General features: G+C 70.6%; 18 protein-coding genes. 15 read left to right on the forward strand and 3 right to left on the reverse strand.

All coding sequences use genetic code 11. From position 1 onward, the window contains the following. Positions 1-142 precede the first annotated feature (142 nt). The 15 genes from VF092_11485 (at position 143) to VF092_11555 (ending at position 12,551) form a co-directional block, all read left to right on the forward strand. Positions 143-304: a hypothetical protein gene (locus tag VF092_11485; GenBank protein HEX6747903.1), complete on the forward strand. Its 162-nt coding sequence runs from the start codon at positions 143-145 to the stop codon at positions 302-304. 302 nt (positions 305-606) lie between these two features. Next, positions 607-2,337 carry a single-stranded-DNA-specific exonuclease RecJ gene (recJ, locus tag VF092_11490; protein ID HEX6747904.1) on the forward strand — a complete coding sequence of 577 codons (1,731 nt, stop codon included), beginning with the start codon at positions 607-609 and terminating at the stop codon, positions 2,335-2,337. Between the two features lie 73 nt (positions 2,338-2,410). Beyond that, a complete protein-coding gene (locus tag VF092_11495; protein ID HEX6747905.1) occupies positions 2,411-2,977 on the forward strand; it encodes a hypothetical protein in 567 nt (188 codons plus the stop codon). Beyond that, complete coding sequence (locus VF092_11500; GenBank protein HEX6747906.1) at positions 2,974-3,528, forward strand: hypothetical protein; 555 nt, start codon at positions 2,974-2,976, stop codon at positions 3,526-3,528. The genes VF092_11495 and VF092_11500 overlap by 4 nt, the downstream gene beginning before the upstream one ends. Before the next feature lie 93 nt (positions 3,529-3,621). Beyond that, on the forward strand, positions 3,622-4,059 hold the full coding sequence (locus tag VF092_11505) for a hypothetical protein (protein ID HEX6747907.1): 438 nt from the start codon (positions 3,622-3,624) through the stop codon (positions 4,057-4,059). A 320-nt stretch (positions 4,060-4,379) separates the two neighbouring features. After that, positions 4,380-5,813: a hypothetical protein gene (locus VF092_11510; protein HEX6747908.1), complete on the forward strand. Its 1,434-nt coding sequence runs from the start codon at positions 4,380-4,382 to the stop codon at positions 5,811-5,813. Positions 5,814-5,912: 99 nt separating this feature from the next. Continuing rightward, positions 5,913-6,440 carry a 16S rRNA (guanine(966)-N(2))-methyltransferase RsmD gene (gene rsmD, locus VF092_11515; protein HEX6747909.1) on the forward strand — a complete coding sequence of 176 codons (528 nt, stop codon included), beginning with the start codon at positions 5,913-5,915 and terminating at the stop codon, positions 6,438-6,440. Next, on the forward strand, positions 6,437-6,952 hold the full coding sequence (gene coaD / locus VF092_11520) for a pantetheine-phosphate adenylyltransferase (protein HEX6747910.1): 516 nt from the start codon (positions 6,437-6,439) through the stop codon (positions 6,950-6,952). The genes rsmD and coaD overlap by 4 nt, the downstream gene beginning before the upstream one ends. A gap of 150 nt (positions 6,953-7,102) precedes the next feature. Beyond that, complete coding sequence (gene pta / locus VF092_11525; GenBank protein HEX6747911.1) at positions 7,103-8,086, forward strand: phosphate acetyltransferase; 984 nt, start codon at positions 7,103-7,105, stop codon at positions 8,084-8,086. A gap of 260 nt (positions 8,087-8,346) precedes the next feature. Continuing rightward, positions 8,347-8,679: an STAS domain-containing protein gene (locus VF092_11530; protein HEX6747912.1), complete on the forward strand. Its 333-nt coding sequence runs from the start codon at positions 8,347-8,349 to the stop codon at positions 8,677-8,679. Positions 8,680-8,780: 101 nt separating this feature from the next. Continuing rightward, positions 8,781-9,239 (forward strand): ATP-binding protein, encoded by a 459-nt coding sequence (locus VF092_11535; protein HEX6747913.1) that lies wholly within the window; start codon positions 8,781-8,783, stop codon positions 9,237-9,239. Positions 9,240-9,250: 11 nt separating this feature from the next. After that, on the forward strand, positions 9,251-10,810 hold the full coding sequence (locus tag VF092_11540; protein ID HEX6747914.1) for a SpoIIE family protein phosphatase: 1,560 nt from the start codon (positions 9,251-9,253) through the stop codon (positions 10,808-10,810). A gap of 7 nt (positions 10,811-10,817) precedes the next feature. After that, the gene (rsmA, locus tag VF092_11545; protein HEX6747915.1) at positions 10,818-11,660 is read left to right on the forward strand and encodes a 16S rRNA (adenine(1518)-N(6)/adenine(1519)-N(6))-dimethyltransferase RsmA; all 843 of its coding nucleotides are present in this window, start codon (positions 10,818-10,820) and stop codon (positions 11,658-11,660) included. A 199-nt stretch (positions 11,661-11,859) separates the two neighbouring features. Then, positions 11,860-12,219, forward strand: coding sequence for a type II toxin-antitoxin system RelE/ParE family toxin (locus tag VF092_11550; protein ID HEX6747916.1), 360 nt, complete (start codon positions 11,860-11,862; stop codon positions 12,217-12,219). Beyond that, entirely contained in the window at positions 12,219-12,551 is a 333-nt protein-coding gene (locus VF092_11555) for a helix-turn-helix domain-containing protein (protein ID HEX6747917.1), read from the forward strand. Before VF092_11550 ends, VF092_11555 begins: the two co-directional genes overlap by 1 nt. Before the next feature lie 186 nt (positions 12,552-12,737). Here the strand turns inward: VF092_11555 and fbp are convergent, their stop codons facing one another. From fbp to VF092_11570, 3 genes are read right to left on the reverse strand one after another with little or no spacing between them, the layout of a single operon-like run. Continuing rightward, entirely contained in the window at positions 12,738-13,775 is a 1,038-nt protein-coding gene (fbp, locus tag VF092_11560) for a class 1 fructose-bisphosphatase (GenBank protein ID HEX6747918.1), read from the reverse strand. Further along, a complete protein-coding gene (locus VF092_11565; protein HEX6747919.1) occupies positions 13,772-14,164 on the reverse strand; it encodes a DUF4157 domain-containing protein in 393 nt (130 codons plus the stop codon). The genes fbp and VF092_11565 overlap by 4 nt, the downstream gene beginning before the upstream one ends. Next, a complete protein-coding gene (locus VF092_11570; protein ID HEX6747920.1) occupies positions 14,161-16,527 on the reverse strand; it encodes a DNA internalization-related competence protein ComEC/Rec2 in 2,367 nt (788 codons plus the stop codon). Before VF092_11570 ends, VF092_11565 begins: the two co-directional genes overlap by 4 nt. Between the last annotated feature and the right edge of the window lie 79 nt (positions 16,528-16,606).

Below are 16,606 nucleotides of genomic sequence, written 5' to 3' on the forward strand. Positions count from 1 at the left end.
GTGCACGACGTGAAGCAGCTGATCGCGAACGTCCGCACCTTCCTCAAGAACAGAAAGCGCCAGCCCGACTTGGTCCGGCGCTACTTCCTGGAATCCCACGTCGCTTACGCCGCTGCAAACTAATTAGCGGGCGGAGTAATACGTGGCCACCGACCGCGAGCCGCCGTTCGAGGGCGGGTCCCAGCCCGTGAAGCAGGAGCCGCCGTACGTTCCGCCCTCGCGCCCCAGCCCGCGCGCCGGGCTGCTGCTGGGGCTGATCGTGCTGTTCCTCGTGGCGGGGGTGATCTTCATCTTCGCGCGCTGAGGCCCAGGCATCGGCGCGCGAAATCGGCCACCAGCGATGCCCGGCGCGCGCACCGCCATCGCGTCGGACCCGAAGCATGTAGTCCGCGAAGGCGGACTTCGTGTGGTTGTTGCTGCGGATTCATCCGCCCCCTCCTCACCCTGGTGACGGAGATCCCATCCCCCGCCGCTCGTGATCTCCCTCCCCCGCTCCGCTCCCTTGTAGCCACCGCTGCTCCGATCCCCAATCCGTTGTGTAGATCACCCGCAGTGGACGGTGGAGACGGCTTGTAAGGGGGGCGGGAGATGGATAGTTTTCACCCCATGCCCGCCGCGCCTCCCGCGACCCGCCGCTGGGTCTTTCCCACCCCGCCCGACGAAGCCCGCGTAGAGCGCCTCTCCCGCGAGCTGCGCCTGCCGCCCGCGCTCTGCCGCCTGCTGGTGCAGCGCGGCTTCGGCGAGCCCGAGCTCGTGCGCGACTTCCTGCGCCCGCACGCCGGCCACATCCACCCGCCGCAGGCGCTGGCCGGGATGGGCGAGGCCGTGGAGCGCATTGTCCGCGCGATCCGCGGCGGCGAGACCATTCTCGTGCACGGCGACTACGACGTCGACGGCATCTGCGCGACGGCTCTCTTCGTCCGCGCGCTGGGGATGATGGGCGCGCACGCCCTCCCTTTCGTCCCCCACCGCCTGCAGGACGGCTACGACCTGAGCGACGCGGGGATCCGCGAGGCGCAGCGCATCGGCGCGCGGCTGATCCTGACGGGGGATTGCGGGATCGTGGCGCACGAGGCGGTGGAGCGGGCGTGCGCGCTGGGGATCGACGTGGTCGTCACCGACCACCACACCCCCGGCCCCACGCTCCCGCCCTGCGTGGCGGTGGTGAACCCGAACCGCGCCGACTGCCCCTATCCCGACAAGGGGCTGGCCGGCGTGGGCGTGGCCTACAAGGTCTGCTGCGCGGTGGCGGACGCGATCGGCTTCCCGCAGGCGCGGCTGCACGCGTTCCTCGACCTGGTCGCCGTCGCGACGATCGCCGACCTGGCGCCGCTCACCGGCGAGAACCGCGCGCTGGTGCGCTGGGGGCTCAAGATCCTGCCGCAGACGCCCAACCCCGGCCTCCGCGCACTGCTGCGGACCACGGGGCTGATCGACCGCCCGGAGGTGACGGCGGCGCAGGTCGGCTACGTGCTGGCCCCGCGCATCAACGCCGTGGGCCGCATGGGCGAGGCGCTGCGCGGCGTCCGGCTGCTGCTGACCGACGACGAGCGCGAGGCCGAGGAGATCGCCGTCGAGCTGGAGAGCGAGAACCGCTGGCGCAAGACGGTCGACGGCGAGACGCTCAAGCAGGCGCTGGACGCGCTGGAGCACGTTTTCGACCCCGAGCGCGACTGGGGCGTCGTCCTCGCCGCCGAGGGGTGGCACCCGGGGGTGATCGGGATCGTGGCGTCCCGCGTCGTGGAGCACATCCACCGGCCGACGGTGTTGATCGCGCTGGCCGGGCGCGAGGACGGGAAGGGAAGTGCGCGCTCCATCCCCGGCTTCCACCTGTACGAGGCGATGCGCGCGTGCAGCCATCACCTGGCGCGCTTCGGCGGGCACCGGATGGCGGCCGGGTGCAGCATCCGACCGGAGCGCGTGGAGCCCTTCCGCGAGGAGTTCAACGCCTACGCGCACAGCGTGCTCGACCCCGAGAAGCTGGTCCCCGAGGTGCGCATCGACCTGGAGGTGGAGCTGCGCCACGCCGACGAGCACCTCGCGCGGATGCTGCGCCACGCGGGCCCGTTCGGGATGGGGAACGCCACGCCGGTGTTCGCGGCGCGGCGCGTGGGGCTGGTCGGCTACCCCAGGGTGGTGGGGCAGAACCACCTGAAGCTCACCATCGGCGCGCACGGGCGGACGATGGACGCCATCGGCTTCGGGATGGGCGAGCGCAGCAAGGAGCCGCTCTTCGCCGGCGGGCCGCTGGACGTGGCCTTCCGCCTGGAAGAGCACATGTACAACGGCCGCGCCTCGCTCCAGGCCAAGATCGTCGACCTCCGCCCGGCGGAGTGAACGTTTCAGGTACTCACATGCACGCTTCCTCGAGATTCGGATCGGGTCGGACCACAATCGGGTGGGTGCGGAGATGGATGCCGGAATCGTCCACACGTCTGGAGATCTGGAACAGGTCGCGCGGAGGTGGGAACGCGCGGACCTGATCCGCGTCTGGCAGGAGATCAAGTCGCAGGCCGACGTCGCGGCGCGGCCGCCCGGGAAGGCGTTCGAGTATCTGGTGGTCCGGGCGTTCGAGCTCGAAGGGCTTGCGGTGCGCTGGCCGTTCCAGGTGACGTATCCGCACAGGTTCGGGACGATGGAGCAGCTCGACGGCGTCGTCTATCTCGGCGAGCGTACGTTCCTGATCGAGAGCAAGAACCTGGCTGAGCCTGCGACCATCGAGGTCATCGCCAAGCTCCGCTTCCGTCTCGAAGCACGGCCTCCGGGAACGATGGGCGTGCTCTTCAGCGTCCAGAACTTTACCTTTCCCACGGAGGTCTTCGCGCAGTTCGCGTCGCCGCTCAACGTCCTGCTCTGGAGCAGCAAAGACCTCGACCATGCGCTGACACATGGCACGATGGTCGCTGGTCTTCGACGGAAGCTCGAATACGCGACCGAACGCGGACTGCCACTCCTCGCGCTGGGTGAGTCGCGATGATCACCATATTCGCTGAAAGCATAACGGACCGGCGCCTCCTGGAACGCCTGCTGGCCGACCTGGGGCCGGGGTGTGCCTTCCGTGTCATCCATGCGGATGGTCGAGATGCGGCGAGGCCGCTTGCACGGACGCATCTGGCGATCGCCCACCAGCCGGTTGCGCTCGTGATGGATGCGGAGACGACCGACACCGCGCGTATCATGCAGCTACAGCGCGACCTCGAGGATTACTTCCTCTGGGTATCGCAGGGCGTTCCGTTCCGCGTTGTCCAGTTCATTCCCGAGGTCGAGGTGGTGTTCTTCCACCATCCCGAGGTTCTTCGCCGGTTTCTCGGTGATCGGCTGGACAAACACGCCGTCGTGGCGGGTCGGTTTGCACCGAGGGCGGTGCTCGAGGAGCTTCTTCAGGGCAGTAGTCTGACCGAGCTGATCGAGCGGCTGACGGAGGAGGACCTGGAGGAGTTGCGCAAGCACGAAACCGTCGCCGAGTTGAGGTCCTTCGTGGAAAGCAGCGACGTTCACTCCCTGGCCGTCTCGTCCCGTTCTGCCTAGCGTCGGCGGTTGAGGTGTCCCAGCCATCAAGCCCCTCCTCCCTGTGGACGAGGGGCGAATTATTGTCTGCCATGAGGATCACGGAAGTATGAAATGAAAGACAGACTCCGCCTGACGCTGTATCGCGACTCCGATTACACCGGCGAGCTGAGGGTCGAGGCGAGCGGCGGTGGGTTCGCCGGCGTCGGCAGCGCCTGGTTCGATTTCGTGCGACTGCGCGAGTTCGCGGAGGCGCTCGGCGCGTTCCCGCTTCCTGGCGATCCGGTGAAGCTGGAGGGTGGGTTCTGGGACGCGGGTGAGCTCTACCAGTGCCACGTCTCCATCTACGCCCGCCAGGTGGACCGCCGCGGCGCCGCGGCCATCCGTGTCGCGCTGGCCACGGAGATGTGGAAGGACGGCGATCCCGAGCGGCAGAATCGCGTCGCGCTGGAGATCCCGACGGACTACGCATCGCTGCAGCGCCTCTCGCGCGACATGCAGCGCCTCGTCGCCGGCGAGGTGGACGAGGCGGTGCTCGAGACGTCGCCATAAGTCTCAGGCAATCTCAAGAAGAGTGTGAGGATGATGCCCCTCTCCCTGTCCCGGGCGAGGGGCTTTTCGCTGGAGAGGATGCCGTCCGATCAGCACCGAACCCTCTCCTCGCGCTGAGGTCTCCCCCTCCCCCAGTCGGTTTTGGGGGAAGGGGCCGGGGGGAGAGGGCCGGATGCCGCGGCACGGCCAGATCCCCGGCGTTTCGCACGCTCGTCGTCACCCTGACAATCGCTCGCCAGGACGGGCGCCGGTCAGAACCGCGGATGCGCCGGGCGTTGGACGGGTGTGGTCTTGCACGTCACCCGAACGCCGGAGGCCCCATGATCCACACCCTGTTCGCCGCCGCGCTCCTGGCGGGCGCGGACCCCGCCGCGATGCAGGACTCGGTGGTGTCCACCCCCGCGGAAACGCGGGAAGTCTCGCTCACCGTCTACAACCAGAGCTTCGCCGTGGTCCGCGAGCGGCGCGACGTGGCGCTGCGCGCGGGCGCCAATCGCCTGCGCTACGAAGGCGTGGCGCGCGAGATCGAGCCCGCCACCGTCCGTCTCCGCTCGCTCACCGCGCCCGGGACGATCTCCGTGCGCGAGCAGAACTACCAGTTCGACGTCGTCAACCCGAACGTGATCCTGGACCACGCCGTGGGCCGGCGGGTGCGGCTGGTGCGCGGCTGGGGCCCGGAGGCGCAGGTGCTGGAGGGCACGCTGCTGAGCGCGCCCTCGTCCGGCGGCTCCGTGCTGCGCACCGACGACGGGCGGCTCCTCCTCAACCCCGGTGGCGAGTGGCAGGTCACCGAGCTGCCGCCCGGCCTCGCGCTGCGACCGTCGCTGCTGTGGATGCTGAGCTCGGCGCGCGGCGGCCCGCAGCGGCTGGAGGTGTCGTACATCTCCGGCGGGATGACGTGGGCCGCCGACTACGTGGCCGTGCTCGACGCGGCCGAGCAGCACGTGGACCTGAGCGGCTGGGTGACCCTCACCAACCAGAGCGGAACGGCCTACACCGACGCCGCGCTCCAGCTGCTCGCCGGCGACGTGCGGGTGGTGACGCCGCGGGTGATGGGCCGGCAGGCGGGGGTTCAGCTTGGCCAACTCGTCGCCACCGCGGCCAACGACGAGGCGTTCCGCGAGCAGGGCTTCTTCGAGTACCACCTGTACACGCTCGACGGGCGCACCACGCTGGCCAACAACGAGACCAAGCAGATCGGGCTGCTCGACGCGCGCGGCGCGGGCGTGCGGCGGCGGCTGGTGTTCGACTCGCGGCGCGCGTGGGGGTGGGACTGGCGCCCCGGCGCGTCCGCGCGCACCGACGAGGTGAAGGCCGCCATCATGCTGGAGATGCGCAACAGCGCGGAGAACGGGCTCGGCCGCCCGCTCCCCGCCGGCACACTGCGGCTGTACAAGGCCGACGACGCCGGCAGCCTGCAGTTCCTGGGCGAAGACCGCATCGACCACACGCCGCGCGACGAGACGCTGCGCCTGTACGTCGGCGACGCCTTCGACGTGGTGGCCACGCGCAAGGTGGTGGCCGACGTGCCGGTCGGCACCCGCGCGCGCGACGTCACCATCTCCGTCAACGTCCGCAACCACAAGGACACGCCCGCCGACGTCACGGTGGTGGAGCACTTCTGGAGCAACTGGAGCGTCCTTTCCACCACGCACCCGGTGGAGAAGAAGGACGCCTCCACCGGCGAGATCCCCCTGCGCGTCCCCGCCAACTCCGAGGCCACGGTGACGGTGAAGGTGCACGTGACGTGGTGATGCGGATCGCGTGACGGACGACGGCCCCTCTCCCGGTTTCGGGCGAGGGGCTTACTTTGTCGGCAGTCATCGACAACGGCGGCGCCGGATGGAGACGAGATGCGGATCGTCGCGGGGACGTGGGGCGGGCGCATCATCCAGGCGCCGCCGGGGCGGGGGACGCGGCCGACGACCGACCGCGTGCGCGAGGCGTGGATGAGCACGGTGGCGCCCGAGCTTCCCGGCGCGCGCGTGCTCGACCTCTTTGCCGGCTCCGGCGCGCTGGGGCTGGAGGCGCTCTCCCGCGGCGCGTCGCACTGCACCTTCGTGGAGCAGGATGCGAAGGCGCTGGCCGCGCTCAGGGCCAACGTGAAGGCGCTGGATGCCGCCGACCGCGTGGACGTGTTCCGCACCGACGCCGTGAAGTACGCCGCCGCGCTCGCCCCCGGCGCCTTCGACGTGGCCTTCGCCGACCCGCCGTACGGGAAGGGGTTCGCGCGGGCGCTGGCGGAGGCGTTCGCGGTGGCGCCGTTCGCGTCGCTGCTCTGCATCGAGCACGGGAAGGACGACGTGCTCCCCGGCCTCCCCGGCGCGCGCAGCCGCCGCTACGGAGACACCTGGATCACCTACCTCCCTGCCCCCGAATGAGCGACCGAATCGCGCTCGTCCCCGGCTCCTTCGACCCGATCACGCGGGGCCACGAAGACATCGTCCGCCGCGCGCTGGCGTTCGCCGAACGTGCGATCGTGGCTGTCGCCCACAACCCGCAGTCGCAGAAGCAGGGGATGTTCACCGTCGACGAGCGCCTGGCGCTGATCCGCGACGTGTTCTCCGACGAGCCGCGGATCGAGGGCGCGGCGTTCCAGGGGCTGCTGGTCGATTTCGCGCGGGAGCGCGGCGCGACCCTCGTCGTGCGCGGCGTGCGCTCCGTGGCGGATTTCGAGTACGAGATGCAGATGGCGCTGATGAACCGCAGCCTCTTCCCCGCGCTCGACACCGTCTTCATGGCGCCGGACCCCGAGCACGCCTTCGTCTCCGCCACCCTCGTCCGCCAGATCGCCACGCTGGGTGGAGATGTGACCCCGTTCGTCTCCCCGGCCGTTCTCCATCGCATCCGCGAGAAGCTTGGCGTGCCAACAAATCCAGGTGCCTGGACGTGAGCCGCGGACGCAATCGAAGCAGCCGCGAGCGCAGCGAGCCCAGGTCCCTCCCCCAGTCGGTTTTGGGGGAGGGACAGGCGCGAAGCGCCAGGGAGAGGGCCCTCCACGGCCGCCGCGAACGGTGCCTACCTTGAGATCTGATCTGTCTTGATGGATTTCCTCTCCACCATCCGTACTCGCGCGCGTGACCGCCTGCGCCGGCTCGTCTTCCCCGAGGGCCACGACGCGCGCACGCTCGAGGCGGTGACGCGCATCGTCGCCGACGGGCTCGCCATCCCCCTCGTCATCGGCGGCGACCTGACGCGCGCGGATCTGGACGACCTGGGCGCCGTCGACGTCGAAGTAGTCGATCCCGCCACCGACCCGCGCCGCGCCGGGCTGGCCGCGCGCCTGCACGAGCGCCGCAGGGCGAAGGGGATGACGGAGGAAGAAGCCCTCCGCGCCGTGGCCGACCCGCTGCTGTACGGCGCGCTGATGGTGGGCGCGGGCCACGCCGACGGCTCCGTCGCCGGCGCGGCGAACACCACGGGCGACGTCATCCGCGCCGCCATCTACGGCGTCGGCCCGGCGCCGGGGATCCGCACCGTCTCCTCGTCCTTCTACATGGTCGTGCCGCCCTTCCGCTCGGACGACGCGGAGGTGCTCACCTTCACCGACGGCGCGGTGATCCCCGATCCCACCGCCGAGCAGCTGGCCGACATCGCGCTCGCCGCCGCCGAGGCGCGCCCGCGCGTGGTCGGCGACGCGCCGCGGGTGGCCTTCCTCAGCTACTCGACCGTGGGGAGCGCGCAGGGGCCGAGCATCGAGAAGGTGCGGGAGGCGCTCGCCATCTTCCGCGCGAAGTCCCCCGACATCCCCGCCGACGGCGAGCTGCAGGTGGATGCCGCGCTGATCGAATCCATCGGCTCGAAGAAGGCGCCCGGCTCGCCCGTGGCCGGCCGCGCCAACATCCTCGTCTTCCCCGACCTGGACGCGGGGAACATCGCCTACAAGCTGGTGCAGCGCCTGGCGCACGCCGAGGCCATCGGTCCCCTGCTCCAGGGCCTGGCGAAGCCGTGCAACGACCTCTCCCGCGGCGCCAGCGTCGACGACATCGTCAACACCGCCTGCCTGACGTCGCTGATGGCGGCTTGATCCTGTCCGCCGCGGGCGCACGGGAGACGCGCCGATGCAAGCCGCACACACCTCCGCGCCTCCGCGTCTCCGCGTGAGAACCAGCGATGCCGAGGGGAGGGTGACGGAGCCGCGGCGGCGAGCGTCGTTTGCGTTGGCGGAGGCGCGCGCGTAGCTTCGGCGGTGAGCGCGGGACTGGGGTGGGGGATGGCGCGTTTGTTGCCCCGGCTGGCGCACCGTTGCGGTCTGGACTTCAACCCGGCGAATGGACCAGAGGAGCCATGAGCTTCCGAACGAGCAAGCAGAACGGTGTGGTGGTGGTGGACGTGGACGGGCAGCTCATCGTGGGCAACCGCCAGGAGCTGAAGCAGAAGGTGCTCGACGAGCTCGAGGGCGGCGAGCGCAAGTTCCTCATCGACTTCACCAACACCGGCTACATCGACTCCTCCGGGCTGGGCGTGCTGGTCAGCCTGTCGAAGAAGATCCGGGAGCAGGGCGGCGAGCTGCGCCTGGCCAACCTCAACGAGGACCTGCGCACGCTCTTCGAGCTGACCAAGCTCGACACCCTCTTCAACATCGCGGACTCGCGCGACGCGGCGCTGTCCGCCTTCTGAGCGGCGCCCGGGAAGATGCATCCGTCCCGGGCACGTCCGGCGCCCCCCGCGCGGGGGGCGCACCGCGGCCGGGCCACCCCGGCGGCACCCGCCTGACCCCCATGGAGCACCACGACCGGGGCCGCGTCCGCGACGGCACCCAATTCGCGCTGGAGCTCCCCAGCGACCTCCGCCTGATCGACGGCGCCATCGGCTACCTGGCCAGCCGCCTGCGCGACTACGGCTACGAGGGCTCGCGCCTGACGCTGAACTTCCGCGTGGGCGTGTCCGAGGCGCTGGCCAACGCCATGATCTACGGCAACGCCCGCGACCCCGCCAAGAAGGTGCGCGTGGAGGTCGATCTCCGCGCCGACCAGGTCACCGTGGTCGTGCGCGACCAGGGGAGCGGCTTCGACCCGCTGGCCGTGCCCGACCCCACCCTTCCCGAGAACCTCGAGGAGCCCGGCGGGCGCGGCATCTTCCTGATCCGCGAACTGATGGACGAGGTGGACTTCGCCGGGTGCGGGAACTGCGTGCGCCTGGTGCTGTACCGCCACGAACCGCTCCCCCGCGCATCCTGAAGCGCCCTCCGATGCCCGCCGCCGCCACCGCCCCCGCGCTGGCCCGCCCCGCCCGCGAAGTGCTGGACGACCTCCGGCGCGCGTACGGAGACGGCGTGCGCGTGTGGGCGCGCGCCGGCGACGGCTGGCGCGTGGTGCTGGGATCGGAAGCGGACGGCCAGACGGCGCCCTGCCCCTCCGCGGTGGACGTCCCCGGCACCGAGTACCAGCTGGAGCTCCCCGGCGTGGAGCCGCAGACCGTGGAGGGCGCGGCGCGCTTCCTGGGGAGCACGCTGTCGCGGATGCTGCGCCACGACGACGAGATCCGCTCCTTCAGCCGCGAGATCTCCGAGCGCTACGAGGAGATCAACCTCCTCTACTCCATCAGCGAGATCCTGGGCTCCATCATCTCGCTCGAGCAGGCGGCGGGGACGATCATCACCGAGGTGGCCAGCATCCTCGGCGCCAGCCGCGCCGCGCTCTGGGTGCACGATGCCGAGCGTGCGCAGCTGACCCTGGCGGCGGTGGAGGGCGGCGACGGCTTCAGCGGCCCCATCCCCGTCGACGACCGCTGCTCGGTCACCGCCTCCGTCTTCCGCGAGGGCCGGCCGGTCATCCTGGCGCCGGGCGAGGTCTGGGCACGCGCCGACTGCGGCGGCACCGAGCAGCAGCCGCAGCAGGGCGCCTTCCTCTCCGTCCCCGTCAGCTACACCCCGCCCGAGGGCGAGTCGCGCACCGTGGGGGTGATCAACCTCACCGGCCGGCCGGGGGGGTTCAGCGCGGGCGACATGAAGCTGCTGGCCGCCATCGCCAGCCAGATCGGCGCGGCGGTCGAGAACAACCGGCTGATCGAGGAGTCGCTGCAGCAGGAGCGCATCGTTCGCGAGATGGAGCTGGCGCACGACCTCCAGCTCAAGCTTCTCCCCCCGCTGGAGCAGTTCGCCAACTACGCCGACGTGGCCGCGCGATGCGTTCCGGCGGAGAGCGTGGGCGGCGACTTCTACCACCTCTTCCGCCTCCCCGGCAACCGGCTGGGCGTGCTGATCGGCGACGTCAGCAGCCACGGCTTCGGCGCCGCGCTGATCATGGCGCTGACCATGAGCGCCGTGGCCATCCACGCGTCGGAGGGCGATCCGCCGGCCGAGGTGCTGCGCCGCACCCACCTCGCCCTGATCGACGAGCTGGAGACGACGGAGATGTACCTGACGCTGTTCTACGGCGTCATCGATCCCGCCGAGGGGACGATCGCCTACGCCAACGCCGGGCACTCGCACGCCTGGCGCATCCCCGCGCAGGGCGATCCGCAGCGGCTGGCGGTGACCGACCCGCCCTTCGGGATCATCGACCGCTCGCAGTACGGGGAAGCGACGGCGCCCTGGGTGGGCGGGGAAGACCTCCTCTTCCTCTTCACCGACGGCCTCTCCGACGCGCTCGACCGCGGCGAGGTGGCGGGGGAGCACCTGCTGGTCGACGAGGTGGCGCGGCTGCGCGCCCGCCCCACGGACGAGATCGTGCGGCGGCTGTTCGCGCGCGTCGGCGAGGCGGGGAGCGTGCCGCCCGACGACCGCACCGCCGTGGTCCTGCGCTTCTAGAGCCGCGGTGTCGCGCCGGCAGCTTCCCTATCCCGACGACCTCCCCCGCGCCAAGCGCTCGCTGGGGCAGAACTTCCTGATCGACCCCAACATCCAGCGGAAGATCGTCGCCGCGCTCGACCCCTCTCCGGACGACGAGGTGCTGGAGATCGGCCCCGGCGTCGGTGCGCTCACCAGGCACCTCGCCGGGACGGTGCGGCGGCTCGTCCTGGTGGAGCTCGACAACGATCTCGCGGCCCGGTTGCGCGAGGAGTTCGCGGGCGAGCCGTCGGTGGAGGTGATCAACGAGGACGTGCTCGACGTCCCGCTGGAGCGCATCACCGCCGATCCCGCGCGGCTCAAGGTGATCGGCAACATCCCCTACAACATCACCACGCCCATCCTCTTCTCGCTGCTGGAGCGGCGGCCGAGGCCCGCGATGATCGTGCTGATGGTGCAGCGCGAGGTGGCCGACCGCATCCTGGAGAAGGCGGGGAGCAAGACGTACGGCGCGCTGGCCGTCGGCGTGCAGGCGGTGGCCGACGCCACGCGCGTGCTGAACGTCAGCCGCGACGCCTTCCGCCCCGTCCCCGACGTGATGTCGAGCGTGGTGAGGATCGTCCCCCACGACCCGCCGCGGCTGACGACGGACGACGAGGCGGCGCTGCGCGAGCTGACGCGCGCCGCCTTCCAGCAGCGCCGCAAGCAGTTCCAGCGCATCCTCCGCGACGCCTACCACCTCTCCGTCGACGAGGTCGAGGCGGTCGGCCGCGCCGCCGGCATGGACCTCGTCCAGCGCCCCGAGACCTTCTCCGCCGAGAAGTTCATCGACCTCGCCCGCGTGCTCCGGGCCAGGGTCGATACCGCCTGAGATCGCCTCTCCCGACAGCCGATCAACCTGTCGTCTCGTGTGCGCTTTTCTGCTGTCCAGAGTGCGCGTACATTCCCGTCTAAATCGTTAACCTTCGCGCTCCCGTTTGCTGACGTCGGCCGCCGCAAGCTTCGTCGCCGTGCAGCCAGATGTCGGGCGAGATATTCTCTTTACTGCATATGCAAGGGAGGGTATATTCATGGCATGGGAAGTGGAGGTCACCGACGAGTTTCTCGAATGGTACATGGCCCTTCCGCTGAAGGAGGCCCAAGCCGTGTTCCGCGTGGTCGGCTACCTCGAGGAACGTGGTCCGCAACTGAGCTTCCCGTTCAGCTCCGACGTGAGGGGCTCGCGCCACGGCAACATGCGCGAGCTGCGTGCGCAGAGTGGCGGCCATCCGCTGCGAATGTTGTACGCCTTCGATCCGCGCCGGACCGCGATCATCCTGCTGGGTGGTGACAAGACAGGCGACGATGCGTGGTACGAGCGCAACGTTCCGCTCGCGGATCGCCTGTACGATGAGTACCTCGAGGAGCTGAGAAAGGAAGGATTGATCTGATGGCGGGACATACTCCCTGGCGCCAAGTCCGCGCTGGAAGGTTCACTCCCGAGCAGATCGAGGAGCTCGATCGCCAGGTCGAGGCCGGCATCCTCGCGATGGAACTGCACGAGCTTCGCCGCGCGCGCGATATCAGCCAGGAGCAGCTGGCCGAGCGGCTCGGCACTCGCCAGCCGAACGTGTCGAAGCTTGAGCGGCGGAAGGACGTTCGGCTCAGTACGCTGCGCGCCGCGATCGAGGCGATGGGCGGAGAGCTGCGGATCATCGCCCACTTCCCGGACGCGGACTACGAGATCGACCAGTTCGAGCGCGCGGCGGAGGCGGCGGACTGAGTCTACATCCCTTAAAGATTTATCTCACGCAGAGTTAGCAGAGTCAGCAGTGGAACTGCTGTTTACTGCTGACTCTGCTGACTCTGCGTGAGACTCTTCTGTTTTGCCGATCTGGTATGAAAGAAAAGCCCCGGCCGTCGCGAGGACGGCCGGGGCTTCTCGTCGTTTGCTCAGTGATCGAACAAATCAGACCGCGGCGAGCGCCGGCTCCTCCACGGCCGACTCGGCCAGGTAGCGGCTCGCGATGTCGACGTACTCCTTGGTGCCGATGTACAGCGGCGTGCGCTGGTGCAGCGACTCGGGGTCGATCTCCATGATCCGACGCTGCCCGTCCGTCGCCTTGCCGCCCGCGTGCTCGGCGATCATGGCCAGCGGCGCCGCCTCGTACAGCAGCCGCAGCTTCCCCTTGGGGTTCTTCGCGTCCGCCGGGTACATGAACAGCCCGCCGTACAGCAGGTTGCGGTGGAAGTCGGCCACCAGCGAGCCGATGTAGCGCGAGGAGAACGGCTTGGGGTTGTCGCCCGCGTACCCCTTCAGCCAGTCCACCAGCTTCCGCTGCCCCTTGCCCCACTTCCCGTAGTTCCCCTCGTTCACGCTGTAGATGCGCTGCCCCTTCTCGGGGATGCACATGTGGGGGTGCGAGAGGAGGAACTCGCCGATCGACGGCTCCAGCGTGAACCCGTGCACGCCGTTCCCCGTGGTGTAGACCAGCATCGTCGACGAGCCGTAGACCACGTAGCCGGCCGCCACCTGCTTGTATCCCGCCTGCAGGCAGTCGACCACGCACCCGCGCGGGTGGTCGCTGACCTTGCGGTGGATGGAGAAGATGGTGCCCACCGAGACGTTGGCGTCGATGTTCGACGAGCCGTCGAGCGGGTCGAAGAGCACGCAGTAGTTGCCGGTGGGGAACTTGTCGGGGATGGGGATGAAGTCCTCCACCTCCTCCGACGCCATCCCGCACAGGTGGCCGGTGTGGTCGAGCGCCTTGAACAGCACCTCGTTGGCGTACTCGTCCAGCTTGCGCACCTCCTCGCCCTGCACGTTCACCTCGCCGGTGTAGCCCAGGATGTCGGCCAGGCCGGCGCGACGCACCTCCTTGCCGATCATCTTGGCCGCGAAGGCGATGTCGTAGAGGATGCTGCTGAACGCCCCCGTGGCCTCGGGAAACTGCCGCTCGGCCTCGATGATGTGGCGCTCGATGGTGATGATGCCCTTGCTGCTCACGAATTCCTCGCGGTTTTCGACAGTTCCTCGCGGAAGCGGCGCTCCCGCTCGTATGCCTCGATCTCGTACCGGTTGTTCCTGTATCCCCGCCGCATCCACTCCACCACGTACTTCGCCGCGAACAGCGGGTCCGCCCGCCACTGCTCCACGTGCACCAGCTCGTGCGCCAGCAGCCCCGCGTCGATCGGCGCGCGGGGATGCACCAGGATCGTGCTCCCCAGCGTCACCGCGCTGGCCGGCCCCTGCATCCCCCCGGTGATCCCGCCGATGCCGGGGATCAGACCGTTGCGGCGCACCGTCACCCCCGGCGGCAGCGGCGCGCCGGGAAGCTCCTCCGCCGGCACCCGGGGCCCGATCAGCAGGTCGGCGATGCGCCCGAGGAGACTCACGGCTCCTCGCGGTGCCAGGCGCGGCCGCCGGGGTCCACGTCGATCACCACCGTGCCGTCCTCGTCCGTCCGCGCCACCTCGATCCCCTCCGCGCGCAGCCTCGCGAGCGTCTCGGGCGCGGGGTGGCCGTATTTGTTGCGCCGCCCGCACGAGATCACCGCCAGCGCGGGATCGACCGTCTCCAGGAACTCCTCCGACGACGCCGTGCGGCTCCCGTGGTGCCCCGCCTTCAGCACGGCGGAACGGAGATTCTGGCCGTAGCGGGCCACCAGCGCGTGCTCCACGAAGTCCGGCGCATCGCCCGTCAGCAGCATCGAAAAGGCGCCGTAACGAAGCCGGATCACGGCCGAAATGTCGTTCGCATCCGCAGGCGCGTCAAGAACGTCCGCTGCAGGCCACAGGAACGTCAGTTCCACGCCGTCGACGTGCAATGTGCGGTCCTGCCGCGCCGCAGTCCACTGCACGTGGGTCGATTCCGCGGCCGTCAGGGTGTGGAGATAGACGGGCGTCCCGAAGGCCAGCCCGGGCTCGATCATCCGTCCGACATGCATCCCCCGCATCACCGCCGCGGCGCCGCCGATGTGGTCCACGTGGGGATGGGTCAGCACCATCGCCTCCAGTCTCCGCGCGCCGTGTCGCCTGAGATACGGGAGGACGCGCCGCGCGCCCGCGTCGAAGTCCTCGTCCCACGGCCCCGCGTCCACCAGGACCCACCGGTCCCCCGGCGTGTGCAGGGCGATGGCGTCTCCCTGGCCGATGTCGATGAAGGCCACCTCCAGCCCGCGCGCGGGGGCGGCGGCCAGCGGGAGGAGGAGGAACGCCGCGCCCGCGGCCAGCGGCGCCAGCGCCCAGCGCACCCGCCGCCGCATTCCCGCCGACCACTCCAGCGCGAGGAGGACGGCGATCGCGGCCGCGGCCCAGAGCCACCACTGCGGCCGGGCGACGGCGGCATGTCCGCCGGGGACCGCCGCGGCGGCGTCCACCACCTTCCCCAGCAGGCCCAGCGCGAGCGAGGCGCCGTCCGCCACCAGCCGGGCGAGGCCGGGCGCCAGTGGCTCCAGCGCACACGCGGCCCCGATCCCCACCAGCGCAAGCGAGGTCAGGGGGATGGCGGGGAGATTGGCGAGGATGGAGACCGGCGCGACCTGGCCGAAGTGGTGCGCCACCACCGGCGCCGTCGCCACGAACGCGGCCACGCTGACGACCAGCGACTCGGCGAGCGGCCGCAGCACCTTCCCCTCGCGCAGGCGCAAAGGGACGCGGTCGAGCATCGCCCGCCGCAGCGCCATGATCCCCAGCACCCCCGCGAAGGAGAGCTGCACCCCCGCGTCCAGCGCGGCCATCGGGTCCAGCGCCAGGATCGCGAATCCCGCCGCGGCCACGATGGACCAGGGCGACGACGGCCGCTGCAGCACCAGCGTGAGCAGCGTGAGCGCGGTCATGATCCCCGAGCGCACGGCCGAAGGCGGCGCGCCGATCATCGCCAGGTAGAGCGTGACCAGGGCGATGGTGAGCCACACCGCGGCGTCGCGGCGCACGCCGGCCACGCGCGCCAGCAGCATCAGCGCGGCGGCGACGAGGGCCACGTGCGTGCCGGAGATGGCCAGCAGGTGCACCAGCCCCGACGCGGCGAAGCGGTCCGCCACCGCGCGGTCCATCGTCTCCCGCCTCCCGAGGACCAGCGCGTCCGCGAGCGGCGCGTTGCGCGGGAAGAGCCGCCGGATCTGCCGCTCCGCGCGTCCCCGCAGCGCCAGCATCGGGTGGCGCGCCAGCTCCACCGGCGCGGTGACGGTGGCGGACTTCGACAGCATGTAGCCGCGGTACGCGGGCGAGACCGGCCATCTCCCGCGGTCGACGGGGGAGGGGAGGAGCCGCCACTCGCCGTCCACGCGCAGCTCCGTTCCCGCCGCGAGCGCGGGGGTGCCGCGCGGAAGGCGGACGCGCACCTCGACCGCGCATCGTCCAATCGTTCCGCGGGACGACGCTGCGCGTTCGATCCGCAGCGGGAGGAGGGGGATGCGCTCCGTCGTGTCGGGCGGCGGCGCGAAGTCCGCGGCGAGCGCACCGGCGAGGGACAACTTCGTCCCATCCGCCAGGATGGAGCGGCAGTCGCGCGCCGCGTCGCGCCGCGCCTGCGCGCCGTTTCCCGCGCCGGCCAGCGCGAGCGCGCCGAGGAGCGCCGCCTGTGTCGCGCGGCGCGACATCGCCGCGCCGAGGACGGGGCGGTGCAGGGCGGCTGCGCCGAGCGGGAGCACGGCCAGGAGCGCCGCGCCGGGCGGAACCGTCTCCACCCGCAGCCCGGCCAGGAGGCCCGCGAGGAAGGCCAGGGACGCCGCGACCAGCGGCGGGCGCAGCGCGCTCATCGAATCACAACCCCTTGGAGAGGAGGGAGATACGAATCAGCCGTGTGGCGCGCCGGTTGCATACCCAACGAACTGGGAC

The sequence above is a fragment of the Longimicrobium sp. genome (assembly GCA_036377595.1).
GTDB lineage: Bacteria > Gemmatimonadota > Gemmatimonadetes > Longimicrobiales > Longimicrobiaceae > Longimicrobium.

Coding starts and splice junctions, on each gene's coding strand:
- pta (HEX6747911.1), top strand. CDS start 7,103: ATGGATTTCCTCTCCACCATCCGTACTCGCGCGCGTGACCGCCTGCGC.
- rsmD (HEX6747909.1), top strand. CDS start 5,913: ATGCGGATCGTCGCGGGGACGTGGGGCGGGCGCATCATCCAGGCGCCG.
- VF092_11535 (HEX6747913.1), top strand. CDS start 8,781: ATGGAGCACCACGACCGGGGCCGCGTCCGCGACGGCACCCAATTCGCG.
- recJ (HEX6747904.1), top strand. CDS start 607: ATGCCCGCCGCGCCTCCCGCGACCCGCCGCTGGGTCTTTCCCACCCCG.
- VF092_11530 (HEX6747912.1), top strand. CDS start 8,347: ATGAGCTTCCGAACGAGCAAGCAGAACGGTGTGGTGGTGGTGGACGTG.
- VF092_11505 (HEX6747907.1), top strand. CDS start 3,622: ATGAAAGACAGACTCCGCCTGACGCTGTATCGCGACTCCGATTACACC.
- VF092_11550 (HEX6747916.1), top strand. CDS start 11,860: ATGGCATGGGAAGTGGAGGTCACCGACGAGTTTCTCGAATGGTACATG.
- VF092_11555 (HEX6747917.1), top strand. CDS start 12,219: ATGGCGGGACATACTCCCTGGCGCCAAGTCCGCGCTGGAAGGTTCACT.
- VF092_11540 (HEX6747914.1), top strand. CDS start 9,251: ATGCCCGCCGCCGCCACCGCCCCCGCGCTGGCCCGCCCCGCCCGCGAA.
- VF092_11495 (HEX6747905.1), top strand. CDS start 2,411: ATGGATGCCGGAATCGTCCACACGTCTGGAGATCTGGAACAGGTCGCG.
- VF092_11570 (HEX6747920.1), bottom strand. CDS start 16,527: ATGAGCGCGCTGCGCCCGCCGCTGGTCGCGGCGTCCCTGGCCTTCCTC.
- VF092_11510 (HEX6747908.1), top strand. CDS start 4,380: ATGATCCACACCCTGTTCGCCGCCGCGCTCCTGGCGGGCGCGGACCCC.
- VF092_11500 (HEX6747906.1), top strand. CDS start 2,974: ATGATCACCATATTCGCTGAAAGCATAACGGACCGGCGCCTCCTGGAA.
- coaD (HEX6747910.1), top strand. CDS start 6,437: ATGAGCGACCGAATCGCGCTCGTCCCCGGCTCCTTCGACCCGATCACG.